The following is a 19,014-nucleotide window of genomic DNA, read 5'->3' as shown; positions in this document are numbered from 1 at the left end:
CGGGAGGGCGATCCGTCCTACTCCGCAGGGTGGAGACGCCCCCGAGTTGGATACCGTCGCCGCCATGGAGTGGATGCAGTGGCGGCCCGCCATGGAACAGGCCCTGTACGGGGCGGACGGCGGCTTCTACCGCAGGCCGGAGGGCCCGGCGGGCCACTTCCGCACCTCCGTGCACGCGTCGCCGCACTACGCCCGGGCGGTGCTGCGGCTGCTGTCGGAGGTGGACGAGGCGCTCGGCCGCCCCGAGCGGCTGGCCTTCGTCGACGTGGGCGCCGGCCGGGGCGAGCTGACCGCCGCGGTGCTGGCCGGGGCCGGGCCCGGGCTGGCCGCGCGGCTGCGCCCGTACGCCGTGGAGCTGGCCGGGCGGCCGGCCGGGCTGCCGGAGGCGGTGGTGTGGACGGACCGGGTGCCCGAGGGGGTGCGCGGGCTGCTGTTCGCCAACGAGTGGCTGGACAACGTGCCGCTGGACGTCGCCGAGCGGGACGGGCACGGGGTGCTGCGCTACGTGGAGGTGTCCCCGGCGGGGGAGGAGCGGCTCGGCGACCGGCTGGCGCCGGCGGACGCCCGGTGGGCCGAGCGCTGGTGGCCCAAGGGCGACCGGGTGGAGCTGGGCGGGCCCCGGGACGCGGCCTGGGCGGCGGCGGTGGGCGCGCTGGAGGGCGGGCTCGCGGTCGCCGTGGACTACGCGCACCGCCGCGCGGACCGGCCGCCGTTCGGCACCCTGGCGGGCTTCCGGGCCGGCCGGGAGGTGCGCCCGGTGCCGGACGGTAGCTGCGACGTGACCGCGCACGTCGCGCTGGACGCGGTGGCCGTCCCCGCTGTCCACAGCCTGTGGACGACCCAGCGGGAGGCGCTGCACGCGCTGGGCGTGCACGGCGCGCGCCCCCCGCTCGCGCTGGCCTCCAGTGATCCGGTCGGGTACCTGCGCGCCCTGTCCGGTGCGGGCGAGGCCGCCGAACTGACCGACCCCGCCGGCCTGGGGGGCTTCGGCTGGCTGGCCCAGGCCGTCCGGATGCCGGTACCGCAGAGCCTGGCGGGGCTGCCGGGATGGCAGACTCTGACCCCATGAGGGAGACCACGGTCGGCATCGGCGCAGGCGCAGAGACGCTCACCAGCGAGCTGGGCACCAGCGACATGGTGCTCAACATCGGCCCGCAGCACCCGTCCACGCACGGCGTGCTGCGGCTGAAGCTGGTGCTGGACGGCGAGCGGATCGTGGCCGCCGAGCCGGTGATCGGGTACATGCACCGCGGCGCGGAGAAGCTGTTCGAGGCCCGGGACTACCGGCAGATCATCATGCTGGCCAACCGGCACGACTGGCTCTCCGCCTTCGCCAACGAGCTGGGCGTGGTGCTCGCCGTCGAGCGGATGCTCGGCATGGAGGTGCCCGAGCGCGCGGTCTGGATCCGCACCATGCTGGCCGAGCTCAACCGGGTGCTCAACCACCTGATGTTCCTCGGCTCGTACCCGCTGGAACTGGGCGGGATCACCCCGGTCTTCCACGCCTTCCACGGCCGCGAGGAGCTCCAGCACGTGCTGGAGGAGGCCTCCGGCGGCCGGATGCACTACATGTTCAACCGGGTCGGCGGCCTCAAGGAGGACGTCCCGGCCGGCTGGCTCGGCCGGGTCCGGGTCGCCGTCGCCACCGTCCGCTCCCAGCTGCCGGTCTTCGAGGACCTGGTGCTCGGCAACGAGATCTTCCGCGGCCGGACCGCCGGCGTCGGCGTGCTCTCCGCCGAGCACGTGCACGCCTACGGGGTCAGCGGCCCGATCGCCCGGGCCAGCGGCGTCGACTTCGACCTGCGCCGGGACGAGCCCTACCTCGCCTACGGGGAGCTGCGCGACCGCCTCACCGTGGTCACCCGGGAGGAGGGCGACTGCCTGGCCCGGTTCGAGTGCCTGCTGGAGCAGACCGCCAACTCGCTCGACCTCGCCGACGCCTGCCTCGACCGGCTCGCCGAGCTCGCCCCGGGCCCGATCAACCTGCGGCTGCCCAAGGTGCTCAAGGCACCCGAGGGCGAGACCTACGCCTGGACCGAGAACCCGCTCGGGATCAACGGCTACTACCTGGTCTCGCGCGGCGACAAGACCCCGTGGCGGCTCAAGCTGCGCTCGGCCTCGTACAACAACATCCAGGCGCTGACCGAACTGCTGCCGGGCACCCTGGTGGCGGACATGGTGGCGATCCTGGGCTCGATGTTCTTCGTCGTCGGCGACATCGACAAGTAGCCGCCGCGCCCGGTTGCCGCCCCCCGGCCGGGGAGCGGCGACCGGTCAGGCCTGCTCGTCGGCCGGGTGCGGGGCCAGCGTCCGGGCGCCGCCGGAGGCGATCCGCTGCTCGCACAGACCGACCAGCACGGCGTAGCCCGCCGGGCCCATCAGCTCGGTGAGCTCGGGGCGGTAGCTGACGTACACCGGGTCGGGCGCGTTGTGCGCCTCGGGGCTGCCGGTGCACCACCAGTGCAGGTCGTGGCCGCCCGGGCCCCAGCCCCGGCGGTCGTACTCGCCGATGGTGACCTGGAGGTAGCGGGTGTCGTCGGGGCGGTCGATCCAGTCGTAGGTCCGGCGCACCGGCAGCTGCCAGCAGACGTCCGGCTTGGTCTCCAGCGGCTCCTTGCCCTCCTTGAGGGCCAGCGTGTGCAGGGCGCAGCCCGCACCGCCCGCGAAACCGGGGCTGTTGAGGAAGATGCAGGCGCCGTTGACCCGGCTGGTCTGCCGGTCGCCGTCCTCGTCGAACATGGTGATGCCGCCCTCGACCTTGAGCCGGCCCTTGGCGTCGGTGCCGCGCCCGAAGTTCTCCCAGGTCTCGGGGGTGAGCCGGGCGGCGTGGCCGATCACCCGCTGCTCGTCGTCCTCGTCCGAGTAGTGCGCGCCGAGCGTGCAGCAGCCGTCCGAGGCGCCGCGGCCCGGGCGGATGCCGTGGCAGCCCTTGCCGAAGATGCAGCCCCAGCGCGAGGTCAGCCAGGTGAGGTCGCAGCGGAAGACCTGCTCCTCGTCGGCGGGGTCGGCGAACTCCACCCAGGCGCGGGCGAAGTCGAGCGGCACCTCGGGCCGGAGGGTCGGCGGGGCCAGGTCGACCAGGACGCGGCCGGTCGCGGCCCCGGTCCGGTCCTTCTCCTTGGCCTTCTTCGCCTTCTTGCCGGTCTTCGCGCTCTTCACGGTCTCTGCTGCCACCCCGCAAGGGTAGGCCCTCGCACCTCGCCGACCGGCCGACCGGCGCCCGCCGGGGCCGGCTCCCCCCGCCCCGGGCCGGGCGCCGGGCCGCCGCGGGCTCGTGAAGCGGCTGTGAAAACGGAGCGGCGGCCCTGCGGCGGCGCGGCGGCCGGGGCCTAGGATGGCGGCTTCCGGGTACGTGGCGCAGGGGCGCCGGTGCGGGGGCCGGGCCGACGGGGACGGGGGATGTCCGGATGGCGGACAGGGTGCTGATCAAGCCGTGGGAGGTCCACGGCGAGGGGCGCGAGTTCGAGGCGATCTCACGGGAGTTCGGGCAGGCGGCGGCGGAGCTGGAGAACGCGCTGGCCGGCCTCGGCACCCCGTGGGGCCAGGACGCCCCCGGCAGCGGCTTCGGCACCGCGTACGGCGAGGCCCGCGAGGGCGTGCTGGCCGGGCTCCAGGGCCTCGCGGACCGGCTCGGCCGGATCGGCGCCGGCCTGCACACCATGGCCGAGAACGCCGAGGGCAACGAGGCCGACGTGCGCGCCGACTTCACCGGCCGGGGAACCGCGAGCGGACCGAGCCTGGTCTGAGCCGGTAGGGCCCAGCCACCGACGACCCGAACAGACACGACCGCAGAGGGGGACCCGCGTGTCCAGGAAGCTGCCGGAGGAACTCGCCCCGGCGCTGGCGAGGACCGGGCACCAGTGGCCCGAGGCCGACGAGGACGGGCTGCGCCGGGCGGCCGGCCTGTGGCGGGAGTTCGGTGCCGAGTCGGACCGTCTCTCCCGGCGGGGCGCCGACTCCGTCCACCGGGTCACCGGTGAGAACGAGGGCCCGGCGGTCGACGCCTTCGCCGAGCACTGGCGGGGCTTCACCGGCGGCGGCCGGGGCCACCTGGACGACGCGCACACCGCCGCCGAGGCGCTGGCCGGCGCGCTCGACCGGGCGGCCGGCGCGGTCGACCACTGCAAGGCCGAACTGGTCTCCGTGCTCACCGAGTTGACGGAGCAGATCGCCCAGGCCGACGCCACCGAGGCAAAGGCCGCCACGAGCGCGGCGCAGGCCGGCCCCGGTCTCGCCGGGATGGTCGACAAGGTGGTCGGCGCTGTCCGCGGCGCGATCGCCGAGGCCGGCGAGGAAGCGGCCGTGGAGAGCGCCGCGCTGCGGATCGCCGGACTCCTGGAGGACCTCGGCCGGCAGCTGCGCGACGGGCTGCAGGCGGCGCTTCGGGAGCCCGCGATCATCGCCCTGGAGCGGATCGCCCAGGCGGACGGCCGCGGCCTGCACGGCGAGCTGCGGGAGAAGAGCGCCGCCGGCTCCGGGCAGTTCAGCGGCGCCGTGGGCGGCGGCGCGGCGGCGGTCGCCGGGGTGTGCGCGCTCTCGGCCGCGGTCGGCCCGGACGGCCGGGTGGTCACCGACGAGGCGGGCAACCCGGTGCTGCTGGACGCCGACGGCAAGCAGGTCACCGGCGTCCAGGGGCTCTCGGTCGCGACGGACGAGCACGGCCGCCCGGTGCTCGGCGAGGACGGCAAGCCGGTCCTGCTGGACGCCCAGGGCGCCCCCGTCACCGGGGTCGCCACCGGCGCCGACGGCAAGCCGCTCACCGACTCCGACGGTCACCCGCTGACCGTCTCCGCGGACGGCCGGCTCGGCGCCGGCGGGCTGAGCGTCGCCGTGGACGAGGACGGCAAGCCGCTGCTCGACGCCGACGGCAAACCCGTGGTCACCGGCCCGGACGGCAAGCCCGTCGACGCGCTGGCCACCGACCACGACGGCCGGCTGCTGACCGGGCGCGACGGCGGCCCGGTCGCCTTCGACCCGACCCACCCGGGCGGCCCGCACGACGGCCTGGACGGTCTCGGCGACCCCGAGCACCCGGACCCCCGCCTCGACCCGGACGGCGACCCGGACTCCCGCCTCGACCCGGACGGCGGCCCCGGCGGCCGCACCGGCAAGGACGGCCGGCCGCTGCTCGCCGTGGACGGCGAGGGGCTCGTCCCCGGCCACGGCCACCCGCTGCTGTCGGTGGACGCCGACCCGCTGTCCGGCACCCGGACGGCGACCGTGGGCGTGGACACCGGCGGCATCACCACCGCGGCGGGCTTCGACACCGACACCGACCGCGAGCCGGTCACCCTGCGGGCGGCCGCGGCCCCGCGCCACCAGACGTACCAGGCACCGCCGGTCGAGCCCGACAGCTACAGCTACGACCTGCCGTCCGCAGCGCCGGTGCACCACGCGGCGCCCTCGGTGCGCACCGACTCGGTGCTGCTCGACCTGCCGCAGGTCACCGCCTCGGCGGGCGGCGACGGGTCGGGTCCGTACTCCGGTGGTGGTGGCTACCGCTCCGCCGACCCCTCACCGGTGTACGGCGGGGGGTCGGCGGCCGGGGGCGTCTCCTCGGGCGGCGGGTTCCAGCTCGGCCCGGTCGGCGGGTCCGCCGGGCCGGCGCCCGCGCCCTACACCCCGGCCCCGGTGACCGCCGGGCCGGTGTCCGGCTCGGTCGGCGGTCCGGTGGGTGGCCCGGTCGGCGGTCCGGTCGGTGGTCCGGTCGGTGGTCCGGCGGGCGTGCCCGTCGGCGGAGTGGTCGGCGGCGGTGCGGCGGTGCCCGGCGGCGCCGGTGCGGGCGCGGCCGGCACGGGCGGCCCGGTGGCAGGTCAGGCCGGCGTGGCCGGTCAGCCCGGCGCCGCGGGCCAGCCCGGTGCGGCCGCCGCCGTGGTCGGCGGGGGTCAGGTGCCGGGCGGCGCCGGAGCGAGGTCCGCCGCGGGCCTGCCAGGTGCCGGTCAGCCCGGTGCCGCGGTCGGCAGCGGCGCCGCCCCCGGCGCCACGGCGACCCCGCCGGTCGGCGGCTCGGCACCGGTCCGGATCGGCCCCGAGGGCGGTTACGAGCTGCGCAGGCGCGCCGAGACGGCGGAGCACCCGCCGGCCTCCGGCGGGCCGGTGGTCGCGCTGGCCCCCGGGGTGGGCGCGGTCTACCTGCTGGCCCGGTACGCCGGACGCCCGGCACCGCAGGGCCCGGCGGCCACCCCTGAGCGGGTCAGGACCATCGCGGACAGCCGTCCGTACGGCGCCTCCGGCGGGCTCGGCCCGGTCGACCCGGCGCACCAGGCCGAGGTGGTGCGGCGCACCGCCGTCCCCGAGGGCGGTTCGCTCGACCTGCGGGACGACTGGACCGAGGCGTTGAACGGCGGCGGCCCGCGCGAGAGCGGCCGGGCCAACAACTGCGTGGACGTGGCCCTTTCGGCCGTCGACAGCTATCTGGGCCACGCCTGCTGCGCCGCGCCCCGGCTGCCGGACGGACCGGCCGGCGAGCGCGGCGGCCGGGACCGCGCGGAGCGCGAGCTCGGCACCCGGTTCCACGACCTGGGCGACGGCCGGGACGCGCTGGCCCGGCTGACGGGGAGCCTGCTCGGCGCGGGCCCGGGCGCCCAGGCGGTGCTGCTGACCCTGGACGAGTTCGGCCGCTCGCACACCTGGAACGCGGTCAGCGACGGCGCCGCCGTGCACTACCTCGACCACCAGGAGGCCCGCCGGTCGGCGCAGCCGCTGCACCCGGTGGAGCACGGCCTGTGGGCGATCGCGCTCGACGCGGACTGCCGGCCGATCGATCTGGCCCAGGCCCCGGCCGCGGCCACCGTGACCGTCCCGGCGGGCAGCGCGGCGCCCGCCGCCGTCCCGGTGCCGGCGGCGGCCGCCCCGCCCGCCGCCGCGGAACGGCGGCCGGCCGCTCAGCAGCCCGCCCCGCCGCGCTCGCGGCTCACCGCCCACCACAGCCCCGCCGCAGGACCGAGGAGCACCCGTCGATGATCACCCGTGAGCAGGCCGTCGACACGGCCCACCGCTGGATCAACGGCGAGCTCCCGCAGGACGCCGTCCGGGCGGTGCGCTCGCACGAGTTCGAGCTCGGCTGGGTGGTCTGGCCGGAGCCCTCGCCGGTCCAGGTGGATCCGCTCACCGGCGCCCGCCGCGCCCCCGAGGAGATCGGCGCGGCCTGCGCGGTGGTCGACCGGGTCACCGGCGAGCTGACGGTCTGGCCGTCCGTGCCGGTGCCGGCCGTGGTCCGGCGCTACCGCGACAAGCTGGGCGCGGGCAGCCACGATCCGGTGCTGCCCCCGTGCACCGGCCCCGGGGTGCGGGCCACCCTGGTGCACCGCGACGCCGACGGCGAGCCGCGGACCCTGGTGGTGGACTCCGCCCACGGGCTGCCGCACCCGCTGCTGCGCGGCTGGCAGCAGCTCGGCGCGCAGGGCGTGCAGCCGGCCGACCTGGTCTCGCTCCACGCCGACCTGCGGCCCGGCATGCTCCCCGGCGGCTACTGGGCGCACGTCCTGCGGGCCCGGCTGCCGGAGGTCCCGATCAGCTACGAGCACGCCGACGGGCCCTGGTTCCACCACCGGGCCGAGGCCGCCCGCCAGGTCTCCGCGGCCCGGACGGCGCCCGGGCGGCCGGGCCTGAACCGGGTGCCGTTCCCGGTCGCCGTCCCGCCCGCCCAGCCGGAGTCCGCGGCCGACCTGGCCGCCCGGCTGGCCGCGCTGTTCGGCCCGGACGGGGTGCGCCGCTTCGAGCCCGAGAGCCTGCTCGCCGCCGACCTGCCGGAGGCGGTGGCCCGCCCGCTGCGCGAGGTCGGCCTGCCCCGGGTGGTGGACGGCTTCTTCGCCCTCCACCACCCCGAGCCGGACGGCGTGCTCGACGGCGCCCCCGACGAGCCCGTCCTGCCGGAGCTGGCCACGTTCCTGGCCGCCGCCGGCCGGGGCGGGCGGGCCACCGCGGCCGCCCGGCAGGCGCTGCTCGGGCAGCTGGTGCTCGGCACCGACGGCTGGGCGCTGATCACCGTGGACACCGCGCAGGGCCGGGTCCGCGCGGTCGACCCCGACCACGCGGGCGCCCGCTACTGCAACGCCGACCTGACCGCCTTCACCCGCTGCCTCGCCCTGCTCGCCGACCGGCTGCCCCGGCTGCGCGGCCTCGACCCGCAGACCGCGGGGCCGGCCGTGGCCGAGTTCCAGTGGGTGCTGGCCACGCTGGACCGGACGGTCTTCGACGACCCGGAGAACTGGTGGGCCGTCATCGTCGAGCAGCTCTGGTACGGCCTGCTCTGACGGCCCTTGCCCCGGCCCGGCGCCGGAGCCCGCTCAGCCCCGCAGGAAGTCCTCCAGGGCGGTGGCGAAGGCGACCGGGATCTCGTACATCGGGTAGTGGCCGCAGCCGGCCAGGATCTCCAGGGTCGCGTCCGGGTAGTGGGCCAGCCAGGTGGCCCGCATCACCGGCTCGGTGAGCGCCAGGTCGTGCTCGCCGATGAAGACCCGCACCGGCAGGCGGGTCCCGGCGATCTTGGCGGCGAAGTCCTGGGTGGTCCAGTCCTCCAGGTAGCGCTGGAAGGCCTCCGGCCGGGAGCCGGCGACCGAGCGGGCGGTCATCAGGTCCAGCCAGCCGCCGTTCGCCCGCTGGCCGGTGACCAGGTCGAGGATCGCGCGCCGGTTGGCCGGGCGCTCGGCCGCGCCGTGGAACAGGGCGTGCGCCTCGGCGTCCAGCGGGTAGGCGGAGGCCGGCACCGGGGTGATCCCGGCCAGCCGGCGGACCCGGTGCGGCGCCTGGACCAGCACCCGCTGGGCGGCCTTGGCCCCCATCGAGTGGCCGACCAGCGAGAACGTGTCCCAGCCGAGCTGGTCGGCGAGGTCCAGCACGTCCTGGGCGATCTCCGCGAGGGTGTACTCGCCGGGCACCGCGGCCCGCTCGCCGTAACCGCGGTGGTCCGGTAGCGCGTAGCTGAACTCCTCGCCGTCCAGGTAGTCCAGGAACGGCCCCCAGTGCCGGGTGGTGGCGAACCAGTCGTGCAGCACCACCACCCGGTGCCCGCCGGTGCCGACAAGTCGGTGACTGATCGTCATATGGTCGTCCTCCGCGCCGAGATGAGGTCCCCGTCCGAGGGGGATTCATCCCCGATCGGCTGCCGGTCAACCATCCGACCGGGCCCGGCCCGGCCCCCGGGACCACACAATCGGGCAGGTGAGCGGGTCGGATCGCGTAGCGTGGAGCGTTATGCGACTCGGTGTGCTCGACGTAGGTTCCAACACCGTCCACTTCCTCGTGGTGGACGCCCACCCCGGTGCTGCCCCGCTGCCCGCTTACTCGCACAAGGCCGAGCTGCGGCTCGCCGAGCTGCTGGACGCGGACGGGGCGATCGGCGCGGAGGGCGTCGAGCGCCTGACCGCCATGGTCGCCTCCTCGATCCGGGTCGCCGAGGACAAGGGCGTGGTGGACCTGCTGCCCTTCGCCACCTCGGCCGTCCGCGAGGCGGTCAACGGCGAGGCGGTGCTCGCCCGGATCGCCGACGAGACCGGAGTCGCCCTGCAGGTGCTGTCCGGACAGGACGAGGCCCGGCTGACCTTCCTGGCGGTCCGCCGCTGGTTCGGCTGGTCCTCCGGCCGGTTGCTCAACCTGGACATCGGCGGCGGCTCGCTGGAGATGGCCTGCGGCATCGACGAGCAGCCCGACGTGGCCTGCTCGCTGCCGCTCGGCGCCGGCCGGCTGACCGCCCGCCTGCCCGGCGACGTCGCCGACCCGGACGACCTGCGGGAGCTGCGCCGCCACATCCGCACCGAGATCGCCCGGGTGGTAGGCGAGTTCAGCCGGATCGGCGCGCCCGACCACGCCGTCGCCACCTCCAAGACCTTCAAGCAGCTCGCCCGGATGACCGGCGCCGCCCCGGCCGACGCCGGCGCCCGGGTGCCCCGCCGGCTGACCAGGGCGGGCCTGTCGGCCTGGCTGCCCCGGCTGACCACCATGACGGTCGCCGAGCGGGCCCAGATCCCCGGCGTCTCCGAGGGCCGGGCCAGACAGCTGCTGGCCGGCGCCCTGGTCGCGGACGCCGCGATGGACCTGTTCGGCCTGGAGCAGCTGGACATCTGCCCCTGGGCGCTGCGGGAGGGCATCATCCTGCGCCGCCTGGACACGCTCGACCTCACCGCCGGCCGGCCGGCCGCCATCACGGCCTGACGGCCCGGCGGAGGCGCCCCCGGTCGCGCCCGGCGACCCTCCGGTGACCACCGGCGACGGCCGCGTGATGTCCGGCACGTCCCATTCGGCCGCTTGGCCGCTTACGCTGTTGCCCGTGGCGGAACCAGCGGACCAGGACGGGGCCCGGCCGGATCGCGCTGCCGGGAAGCGGCAGCCGGGGGCGGGCCGGCCGCGTCGCGCGAGGGCCACCGCCGAACCGGCGGCCGGCCGCCGGGCCGCCCGCGCCGCGAAGCAGCAGACGGAGCAGCAGGCGGAGCAGACAGGGTCGGAGCAGGCCGACGGGGATCGGGGTGCCGCCCCCACCGAGGGCCCCAAGGAGGGCCGCGGCGCCAAGGCCGCCCGGGCCGCGAAAGCCGTCAAGGCCGCCAAGACCGCCCAGGTCGCCAAGGCGGCCAAGGCCGTGAAGACCGCCCGCGCCGCCAAGGCCGCCCGCCGCGCCCCGCTGCTGCGCACCACCGACCGGCTGGTGCTCCCCCCGCACCCGGGCCTGCACATCCCGGACACCAAGGTCGCGCTCTCCACCGCCTCGGTCTACCCGGCCAACACCGCCACCGCCTTCGAGCTGGCCGCCAAGCTCGGCTACGACGGCGTCGAGGTGATGGTCTGGAACGACCCGATCAGCCAGGACATCGAGGCGCTGCGCCGGCTGTCCGACGCCCACCGGATGCCGATCCTGGCGGTGCACGCGCCCTGCCTGCTGATCACCCAGCGGGTCTGGACCTCGGACCCGTGGACCAAGCTGGTCCGGGCCAGGGCCGCCGCCGAGAAGCTGGGCGCCGACACCGTGGTGGTGCACCCGCCGTTCCGCTGGCAGCGCCAGTACGCCCGGGAGTTCGTCGAGGGCATCGACCGGATGGCCGGCGAGACCCACGTCCGGTTCGCGGTCGAGAACATGTACCCGTGGCGCTACCGGGACCGCGAGATGCTCGCCTACGCGCCGGGCTGGGACGTCACCGAGGAGGAGTACCGGCACTTCACCATCGACCTCTCGCACGCCGCCACCTCCCGGATCGACGCCCTGGAGATGTCCGCCCGGATGGGCGACCGGCTGGCCCACGTGCACCTCGCCGACGGCGCCGGCTCCGGCAAGGACGAGCACCTCATCCCGGGCCGCGGCAAGCAGCCCTGCGCCGCCCTGCTGGAACGGCTCGCCCGCACCGGCTTCGACGGCCACGTGGTGCTGGAGGTCAACACCCGCCGCTCCACCTCCCCGGCCGAGCGGGAGGCGGACCTCGCCGAGGCGCTCGCCTTCACCCGCCTGCACCTGGCCACCCCGGCCCGCCTGCGCTGACCGGGCCCGTCCGCGTCGAACCCGCCGAGCTCGGGCCGGGCGCCGCGTAGGCTGGCCGGACACGGAGGGGGAACACCATGACCGGTCTTCAGCAACGCGACTACGCCATGTCCTTCGGCCCGGTGGCGGCCCAGTACCAGGCCCACCGGCCCTCGTACCCGCCCGCGCTCTTCGACGAGCTGGAGCGGCTGACCGGGCGCCCGCTGCGGGGCGCGGACGTGCTGGACGTCGGCGCCGGTACGGGCATCGCCACCCGGCTGCTGCAGGCCCGCGGCGCCCGGGTGACGGCCGTCGAGCCGAGCGCCGGGATGGCCGCCGAGCTGCTCGCCGCGGGGCCCGGCACCCCGCTGGTGCGGGCCGGCGGCGAGGAGCTGCCGTTCCACGACTCCACCGCCGACCTGATCACCTACGCGCAGGCCTTCCACTGGACCGACCCGGCCCGCTCCGTCCCGGAGGCGATCCGGGTGCTGCGCCCCGGCGGCGCGCTCGCCCTGTGGTGGAACCACCCGGACAGCAGCGTCCCGTGGCTGGCCGCCTCGCGCGACCGGCTGGTGGCCGCGCTCACCCCGTACCACCCGGTGCCCCGGGCGGAGAGCACCGCCGACCCGCTCGCCGAGCACGGCCTGCGGCCCGCCGGGGCCGAGCTGACCTGGGAGCGCCGCACCACGGTGGACAGCCTGGTGGCCGAATTCGGCTCCCGCTCGCACTTCGCGGTGCTGCCGGCCGCCGTCAGGGAGGAGCTGCTCGCCGCCGAGCGCGCGGCGCTGCTGACCGAGTTCCCGGACGGCTCGGTGCTCCAGCCCTGGCGGCTCCGCCTCTCGGTCGGCGTCAAGCGCGGCTGACCGGATCGCGGACGGTCCGTCCGGCGGCCCGGCCCGGAGCGTAGGCTCGACAGCCACAGCGGTGCTGCACCCTCCCACCAGCGCAGCGGCCGCCAGCAGCCTCCGAAGGAGTGGCGCGAATGCCCGAGCTGAAGTCCCGTACGGTCACCCACGGTCGCAACATGGCGGGCGCCCGCGCGCTTCTCAGGGCCGCCGGCGTAGCCCGCGAGGACTTCGGGAAGCCGATCATCGCGGTGGCCAACTCGTTCACCGAGTTCGTGCCCGGCCACACCCACCTCCAGCCGGTCGGCCGGATCGTCTCCGAGGCGATCAAGGAGGCCGGCGGCATCCCCCGCGAGTTCAACACCATCGCGGTCGACGACGGCATCGCCATGGGCCACCACGGCATGCTCTACTCGCTGCCGTCCCGCGACCTGATCGCCGACTCGGTCGAGTACATGGTCAGTGCGCACTGCGCGGACGCGCTGATCTGCATCTCGAACTGCGACAAGATCACCCCCGGCATGCTGATGGCCGCGCTGCGCCTCAACATCCCGACCGTGTTCGTCTCCGGCGGCCCGATGGAGGCCGGCCAGGCCGTCCTGGTCGACGGCACCGTGCGCAAGCTGGACCTGGTCAACGCGATCTCCGACGCCGTCAACGAGAACGTCTCGGACGAGGACATCGCGATCATCGAGGAGAACGCCTGCCCGACCTGCGGGTCCTGCTCGGGCATGTTCACCGCCAACTCGATGAACTGCCTCACCGAGGCGATCGGCCTCTCGCTGCCCGGCAACGGCTCCACGCTGGCCACCCACACCGCCCGCCGGGCGCTGTACGAGGACGCCGGCCGCACCGTCGTCGACATCACCAGGCGGTACTACCACCAGGACGACGAGTCGGTCCTGCCGCGCTCGATCGCCACCCGCGCCGCGTTCGAGAACGCGATGGCGCTGGACATCGCGATGGGCGGCTCCACCAACACGATCCTGCACCTGCTGGCCGCCGCCCAGGAGGCCGAGCTGGACTTCGACATGCGGGACATCGACGCCATCTCGCGCCGGGTGCCCTGCCTGTCCAAGGTGGCGCCCAACGGCAGCTACTACATGGAGGACGTGCACCGGGCCGGCGGCATCCCCGCCATCCTCGGCGAGCTGTACCGCGGCGGGCTGCTCGACGAGCAGGTGCACACCGTGCACTCCGACTCGCTCGCCGAGTGGCTGAAGACCTGGGACATCCGCGGCGGCTCGCCCTCGCCGACGGCCGTCGAGCTGTTCCACGCCGCCCCCGGCTGCGTCCGCTCGGCCACCGCGTTCTCGCAGTCCGAGCGCTGGGACACCCTGGACACCGACGCCGCCGGCGGCTGCATCCGCAGCGTCGAGCACGCCTACTCGGTCGAGGGCGGGCTGGCCGTGCTGTACGGCAACCTGGCCGAGGACGGCTGCATCGTGAAGACCGCCGGTGTCGACGAGTCGATCTGGACCTTCAGCGGCCCGGCGGTGGTGCTGGAGTCGCAGGAGGACGCGGTCGACGCGATCCTCACCAAGCGGGTCAAGGAGGGCGACGTGGTGGTCATCCGCTACGAGGGCCCCAAGGGCGGCCCCGGCATGCAGGAGATGCTCTACCCGACCTCGTTCCTCAAGGGCCGGGGTCTGGGCAAGGCCTGCGCGCTGATCACCGACGGCCGGTTCTCCGGCGGCACCTCGGGCCTGTCGATCGGCCACGCCTCGCCCGAGGCGGCCTCCGGCGGCACCATCGCGCTGGTCGAGGACGGCGACCTCATCGCCATCGACATCCCCGGCCGCTCGGTCGAGCTCAAGGTCTCCTTCGAGGAGCTGCACGAGCGGCGCCTGAAGCTGGAGGCGGACGGCGGCTACCGCCCCAAGTCCCGGGTCCGCCCGGTCAGCGCCGCGCTGAAGGCGTACGCCGCGATGGCCACCTCTGCGGACAAGGGCGCGGTGCGGGACGTCAGCAAGCTCGGCTGAGCCGGTCGGCCGTACGGCGGAGCCGCTCCCGGCCGGGGGCGGCTCCGTCCGCGTCCCGGGGGTGTTCGGGGCGTGGTCCGTCCGCGTTCCGTTCGTGGTCCGGGCTCCCGGTCGGGCCATAATCGGATCCGTGGACGACGTACGGAGCACCATTCCCGCCCCCCGGCCCGCAGAGGGCCCGGCCCCCGAGCCGATCCGCTGGTTCGGCACCAGCTGGGTCGAGCGCGGCGCCGGCTACTGGGCCCGGCGGGTCCTGGTCGCGCTCGGCGCGCTGGCCGCCGCCGCGGCGGGCGCCGTGCTGCTGCGCCTCGCGGTGTCCGGCGTGACGATGTCCGAGGCGGGCGGGTTCGTGAACCTCCTGCTGACCGGCGGGATCGCGATCTGCTCCTGCCTGGCCGCGGTGCGCACCTGGAAGGTGCTGACCGAGGGCCGGGACGCGCTGACCGGCTGGATGGCCGAGGACAGGTCGCTCGGTGCGGTCTGGATCATCGGCGGGGTCGGCGCGCTCGGCGCGTACTTCGTCCGGAGCCTGGTCGAGGCGCCGGGCGAGGGCGTGCGGCGGGCGGCCCACGAGCGCGCCGTCGCGGCCCACCTGCGCCGCCGCGACGCCCGGGCCGGGCGCCCCGGCGGGAAGCCCGGCCGCAAGCGGCGCTGACGGGTCAGGTGCGCGAGAGCGTCCCGCAGCCCTCGCCGCGGTCCTCGCCGAGCGGCTTGGACCGGTCGTACGGGTCGGACGGCGGTCCGCTCGGGCTCTGCTCGGTGTTGCCGCCGCCCGGCAGGCCGGGGACGGGGAAGAACGGCTCCAGGTAGCCGCTGCCCATGTCGCAGACGTTGTTGCCGAAGTCGCCGTTCCAGGCCTCCAGCACCAGCTTGCCCTTGTCGACCTTGTAGCGCGCCGGGTTGTAGAAGCGGAAGTCCACCACCCGGCGGACGATCTCCCGCTCCACCCGGCTGTCGCCACCGGCCGCGCCGTCGGACCACGCGACCGTCCAGGCGACCGGCTTGGCGCCCGCGTCGGATCCGCCCTGGCCCCCGCCGGGCGCGTCGTGCTTGCGGCCGGCCTCGGGGCCCGGGCGCAGCGCGTACACGTAGGTGACGTCGGAGTGCACCAGGACGCCCTGGTCGCCGTCGCTCTCGAAGGTGATCCGGCCCTGCACCCTGACCTGGTCGGTGACCGGCACGGCCCGGCGCGGGTCGAAGCGGCTGAACAGGCTTGCCGGGTCGTCCTTGAGGGACGGCCGGGCCAGGGAGGCCTCCACCTGCTCCCGGCTGTGCCGGTCGAGCAGGTCGAGGGCGGCCTGCGGGGTCGCGCCGGCCAGCGTCTTCGGGTCGAGGTTGGCGGCCACCAGGAACTGCTTGACCTTGGTCAGCTGGTCGGCCACCTCGTCCTGGTCGAACACACCGAGGGCCGTCGCCGCGGGCAGCGCCAGCGCGTCCGGGCCGGCCGGCCACTGGGCGGCGGGGGAGCCGGCCCACGGGTTGGCGACGGTGGGGGTGTCGGGGTCGACGGCGGGCGGTGCGGCCGTGGGCGCGGCCGTCTCCGGGCCGAGGGTGGGCGTCGGCGCGGCGGCGGTGGAGTCGTCCGCCCCGGGGTGGAACCAGGTGCGCAGCTGGTCGACGTTGAGCGCGGCCAGGGTCACGGCGATCGCCAGCACGACGAACAGCGGTGCCTGCCAGCCGCGCCGTGGCTTCGGCCGACCCCACGGGTCCACCCGGGCGGCCCGGCGACCGAAGCGGCGCCGCCGGATCTGCGGCACCCGCTCGTCGTCGTGGCGCCACGGCACGGCCTGCGGCGGCTCGTGCTTCCACTTGGCGCTGAGCATCCGGGTGCGGCCGGAGGGCTCCTTCACGCTGGCTGCCCGGACGAACTCGTCGTCGAGCACCAGGTTGTCGAACGGGTCCTCGGCGGGCTCGCCCGAGGGGTGCGGGTTGGGGTCTTCGGCTATCGGCACGCGGTCAGTATGCCGATGTGTTCGGACACCCGTTCGCGAGGGTGTGGACCACCGGTGGAGACCGTGCGCGATCGGTGTCGGTTTCCACCCTTTCGCCTGATCGCCACAGGTGGCGGAGCCTCAGGTCCCGGCCTCGCGCCGGGCCGTACGGTCGTCAGGCGCGCCGCCGGGCCTGCTTCACCGAGCCCACCACCCCGGCCACGATCAGCAGCATCCCGGCCGGCAGCAGCGAGGTGAACAGTGCCCCGAACAGGCCCCAGCTGCCGAGCAGCGTCAGCGCCACGGTGTTCAGCACCAGCAGCGCGCCCGCCGCCGGCATCGCCGACTGCCACGGGTGCTCGTCCGCCCAGCGGCGCAGCCGGCGGTCCCCGGGGTCCCGGCGCAGCTTGCCGCCCACGGTGCCGACCAGGAAGAAGAAGAACAGGCCCAGCCCGACCGGACCGGCCAGGATGTCCATCGACCAGCTCCCGGTGACCACGTCCACCGCGAGCGCCCCGCCCGCCACCACCGCTCCGACCGCCGTCGCCGTCCGCCACGGTCCGAGCGTCGCCGAGGCGACGGCCAGCTGACGGTTCTCGCGTCGCGACAATTCCTCGTGTCCCATGACCCCACGGTGCGCCCACCGGGGCCCGGAAGCCAGAGCGGCGGCCCCTGACTTTCCCCCTACGGGGAGCCCCGGTGCGGGAGCCCGGTGCGGGAGCCCGGTGCCCTCCCGCGAGGCTCCCGCGCTGCGCGGCGGGGCGGGCCGCACGCCGGACGTACCCTGCGGGAATGACCCAGCGCCAGCCCCGCCCGCTCACCCCGGACGCCGCCCGGGCACTCCAGCTCCTGCTCCACCCGCGGCCCGGTCCCGGGCTCGGTGAGCGGGAGCTGGACGCGGTCGAGGAGCGGTACGGTTTCCGGTTCGCGGCCGACCACCGGGTGTTCCTCGGGGCCGGGCTCCCGCTCGGCGGCGGCTGGCCGGACTGGCGCGACGGCGACCCGGCGGTGCTGCGGGAGCTGCTCGGGCGGCCGGTGGAGGGCGTCCTCTTCGACGTCGAGCACAACGGGTTCTGGTACCCGGGCTGGGGGGAGCGCCCGGCGGGCACCGCCGCCGCCGTCGAGACCGCCCGGCGCGCTCTGGCCGACGCCCCGCAGCTGGTGCCGGTCCACGGCCACCGCTGTCTGCCGGGCCTCGCCGGGCAGTTCGGGCACCCGGTGCTCTCGGTCCAGCAGACCGACGTCATCGTCTACGGCGCGGATCTCGCCGACTACGTCCGCCACGAGTTCGCCGGGCGGCCCGCCGAACTCGACCGCGCCGAGGTCACGGTCGGCTTCTGGACCTACGTCTACCGGGAGAACAACGGCCTGCCCACCGACGGCACGTGACCTGAGCTGCGGTTTCGCAGTTGAGCAGGGCGAACTGCGGCGAGAGCGAGGACACGTGGGCCGGAACCGGGGACTGAACGCGCTGGAGGTGTCCGCCGCGATCCGCGAGGCCCGCGCCGTCAACTCGGGGGTGCCGACCAGTCGGACGCCGGCGGACGGCGCCCTGCTGCCCGCCTACCTCGCCTCGCTGCAGGTGCCGGGCAGCCCCCCGCAGGTGGTCCGCTGGGTCTCCAACGCGGGCCACCCGCCACCGCACCCGCTGCTGGTCGACCTGCTCGGCCCGACCGCCGGCTCCTGCCCCGAACTGACCGTGCTCACCGGCTGGTTGAGCCTGGCCGAACGCACCGCCGAGCGCCTGCCGGACGAACTCCGCGGCGCCACCCTCTCCTTGCTGCACGTCACCGGCACCCCGCCGCACACCACCGCCCACCTCCCGTGCCGCCCCTGCCGCCCGCTGCTGGAGCGGCTCGGCATCACCGTCGACACCCGGCCGCCCCCGGGCACCTGAGCCGTGCCCGCACCATGGACGGCTGCCGCACCGCTCCCCGCCCCGGTGCGAGGATGGCCGCAGCACCGTACGAAGGAGCAGCGGCCATGACCAGCAGCGCAACCGGACAGAAGATCGCCTTCCTGGGCACCGGCAAGATCGGGGAGGCCCTGCTCTCCGGCCTGCTGCGGGCCGGGAAGGCCCCGGCCGACGTCCTGGTGACCGCCCGCCGCCCGGAGCGCGCCGAGGAACTGACCACCCGCTACGGCGTCACCGCCGTCTCCAACGCCGAGGCCGCCTCGCTCGCCGACACCCTGATCCTGGCCGTCAAGCCGCAGGACATGGGCGCGCTGCTGCACGACCTGGCCCCGCACGTGGCCACCGACCGCCTGGTGGTGTCGGCCGCCGCCGGCATCCCGACCACCTGGTTCGAGGACCGCCTGGCCGCCGGGACCCCGGTGGTGCGGGTGATGCCCAACACGCCCGTCCTGGTCGACGAGGGCATGAGCGTGATCTCCGGCGGCACCCACGCCACCGAGGCGCACCTGCTGCGCACCGAGGAGATCTTCCGCTCGGTCGGTAAGGCGCTGCGGGTGCCGGAGTCGCAGCAGGACGCGGCGACCGCGCTCTCCGGCTCCGGGCCCGCGTACTTCTACTTCCTGGTCGAGGCGATGATCGACGCCGGCATCCTGCTCGGCCTGCCCCGCACGGTGGCGCACGACCTGATCGTGCAGTCCGCGATCGGCGCCTCGATCATGCTCCGGGACTCCGGCGAGCACCCGGTGAAGCTGCGCGAGGCGGTCACCTCCCCGGCCGGCACCACCATCGCCGCCATCCGCGAGCTCGAGAACCACGGGGTCAGGGCCGCCATGCTCGGCGCCCTGGAGGCCGCCAGGGACCGCTCCCGCGAGCTGGCCACCGGCGGCAAGTAGGCTCG

The 19,014-nt window shown here is 75.8% G+C and carries 17 protein-coding genes; 13 read left to right on the top strand and 4 right to left on the bottom strand.

Annotated elements, in window-relative coordinates:
- The first annotated feature begins 64 nt into the window (after positions 1-64).
- Together ABT014_RS18510 and ABT014_RS18505 are read left to right on the top strand one after the other, a co-directional pair.
- Positions 65-1,069 (top strand): SAM-dependent methyltransferase, encoded by a 1,005-nt coding sequence (locus ABT014_RS18510; protein WP_350640027.1) that lies wholly within the window; start codon positions 65-67, stop codon positions 1,067-1,069.
- The gene (locus ABT014_RS18505) at positions 1,066-2,229 is read left to right on the top strand and encodes an NADH-quinone oxidoreductase subunit D (protein ID WP_350640026.1); all 1,164 of its coding nucleotides are present in this window, start codon (positions 1,066-1,068) and stop codon (positions 2,227-2,229) included. Before ABT014_RS18510 ends, ABT014_RS18505 begins: the two co-directional genes overlap by 4 nt.
- 45 nt (positions 2,230-2,274) lie before the next feature.
- Here ABT014_RS18505 and ABT014_RS18500 read toward each other — a convergent pair whose 3' ends face one another.
- The gene (locus ABT014_RS18500) at positions 2,275-3,174 is read right to left on the bottom strand and encodes a DUF3109 family protein (protein WP_502895014.1); all 900 of its coding nucleotides are present in this window, start codon (positions 3,172-3,174) and stop codon (positions 2,275-2,277) included.
- 233 nt (positions 3,175-3,407) lie between these two features.
- On the opposite strand from ABT014_RS18500, the gene ABT014_RS18495 reads away from it, so the two are divergent.
- From ABT014_RS18495 to ABT014_RS18485, 3 genes are read left to right on the top strand one after another with little or no spacing between them, the layout of a single operon-like run.
- Entirely contained in the window at positions 3,408-3,746 is a 339-nt protein-coding gene (locus ABT014_RS18495) for a hypothetical protein (RefSeq protein WP_350640025.1), read from the top strand.
- A 58-nt stretch (positions 3,747-3,804) separates the two neighbouring features.
- Entirely contained in the window at positions 3,805-6,963 is a 3,159-nt protein-coding gene (locus ABT014_RS18490; RefSeq protein WP_350640024.1) for a toxin glutamine deamidase domain-containing protein, read from the top strand.
- Entirely contained in the window at positions 6,960-8,255 is a 1,296-nt protein-coding gene (locus tag ABT014_RS18485) for an SUKH-4 family immunity protein (RefSeq protein WP_350640023.1), read from the top strand. The genes ABT014_RS18490 and ABT014_RS18485 overlap by 4 nt, the downstream gene beginning before the upstream one ends.
- A 33-nt stretch (positions 8,256-8,288) precedes the next feature.
- Here ABT014_RS18485 and ABT014_RS18480 read toward each other — a convergent pair whose 3' ends face one another.
- Positions 8,289-9,044 (bottom strand): alpha/beta fold hydrolase, encoded by a 756-nt coding sequence (locus ABT014_RS18480; RefSeq protein ID WP_350640022.1) that lies wholly within the window; start codon positions 9,042-9,044, stop codon positions 8,289-8,291.
- A gap of 151 nt (positions 9,045-9,195) precedes the next feature.
- On the opposite strand from ABT014_RS18480, the gene ABT014_RS18475 reads away from it, so the two are divergent.
- The 5 genes from ABT014_RS18475 (at position 9,196) to ABT014_RS18455 (ending at position 14,925) form a co-directional block, all read left to right on the top strand.
- Positions 9,196-10,152, top strand: a complete 957-nt coding sequence (locus ABT014_RS18475) for a Ppx/GppA family phosphatase (protein WP_350640021.1) — start codon at positions 9,196-9,198, stop codon at positions 10,150-10,152.
- Between the two features lie 484 nt (positions 10,153-10,636).
- Complete coding sequence (locus ABT014_RS18470) at positions 10,637-11,464, top strand: sugar phosphate isomerase/epimerase family protein (protein WP_502895026.1); 828 nt, start codon at positions 10,637-10,639, stop codon at positions 11,462-11,464.
- A gap of 77 nt (positions 11,465-11,541) precedes the next feature.
- The gene (locus ABT014_RS18465) at positions 11,542-12,306 is read left to right on the top strand and encodes a class I SAM-dependent methyltransferase (protein WP_350640020.1); all 765 of its coding nucleotides are present in this window, start codon (positions 11,542-11,544) and stop codon (positions 12,304-12,306) included.
- 119 nt (positions 12,307-12,425) lie between these two features.
- Positions 12,426-14,270, top strand: coding sequence for a dihydroxy-acid dehydratase (gene ilvD / locus ABT014_RS18460; protein WP_350640019.1), 1,845 nt, complete (start codon positions 12,426-12,428; stop codon positions 14,268-14,270).
- Between the two features lie 130 nt (positions 14,271-14,400).
- Complete coding sequence (locus ABT014_RS18455; protein WP_350640018.1) at positions 14,401-14,925, top strand: hypothetical protein; 525 nt, start codon at positions 14,401-14,403, stop codon at positions 14,923-14,925.
- Between the two features lie 4 nt (positions 14,926-14,929).
- Here the strand turns inward: ABT014_RS18455 and ABT014_RS18450 are convergent, their stop codons facing one another.
- Together ABT014_RS18450 and ABT014_RS18445 are read right to left on the bottom strand one after the other, a co-directional pair.
- Positions 14,930-16,222 carry an SCO2583/SCO2584 N-terminal domain-containing protein gene (locus ABT014_RS18450; RefSeq protein ID WP_350640017.1) on the bottom strand — a complete coding sequence of 431 codons (1,293 nt, stop codon included), beginning with the start codon at positions 16,220-16,222 and terminating at the stop codon, positions 14,930-14,932.
- 154 nt (positions 16,223-16,376) lie between these two features.
- Positions 16,377-16,826: a hypothetical protein gene (locus ABT014_RS18445; protein ID WP_350640016.1), complete on the bottom strand. Its 450-nt coding sequence runs from the start codon at positions 16,824-16,826 to the stop codon at positions 16,377-16,379.
- A 167-nt stretch (positions 16,827-16,993) separates the two neighbouring features.
- Between ABT014_RS18445 and ABT014_RS18440 the strand changes: the two genes are divergently transcribed.
- The 3 genes from ABT014_RS18440 (at position 16,994) to proC (ending at position 19,009) form a co-directional block, all read left to right on the top strand.
- Positions 16,994-17,590 carry a hypothetical protein gene (locus tag ABT014_RS18440; RefSeq protein ID WP_350640015.1) on the top strand — a complete coding sequence of 199 codons (597 nt, stop codon included), beginning with the start codon at positions 16,994-16,996 and terminating at the stop codon, positions 17,588-17,590.
- A gap of 55 nt (positions 17,591-17,645) precedes the next feature.
- On the top strand, positions 17,646-18,098 hold the full coding sequence (locus ABT014_RS18435; RefSeq protein ID WP_350640013.1) for a hypothetical protein: 453 nt from the start codon (positions 17,646-17,648) through the stop codon (positions 18,096-18,098).
- Positions 18,099-18,184: 86 nt separating this feature from the next.
- A complete protein-coding gene (proC, locus tag ABT014_RS18430) occupies positions 18,185-19,009 on the top strand; it encodes a pyrroline-5-carboxylate reductase (RefSeq protein ID WP_350640011.1) in 825 nt (274 codons plus the stop codon).
- The last annotated feature ends 5 nt before the right edge of the window (positions 19,010-19,014 follow it).

It is taken from the genome of Kitasatospora sp. NPDC094015 (assembly GCF_040304075.1).
In the GTDB taxonomy this organism is placed as follows: domain Bacteria; phylum Actinomycetota; class Actinomycetes; order Streptomycetales; family Streptomycetaceae; genus Kitasatospora.
Note: the sequence above shows the minus strand (reverse complement) of the source record. Positions and strands in the feature narration are given on the sequence as shown.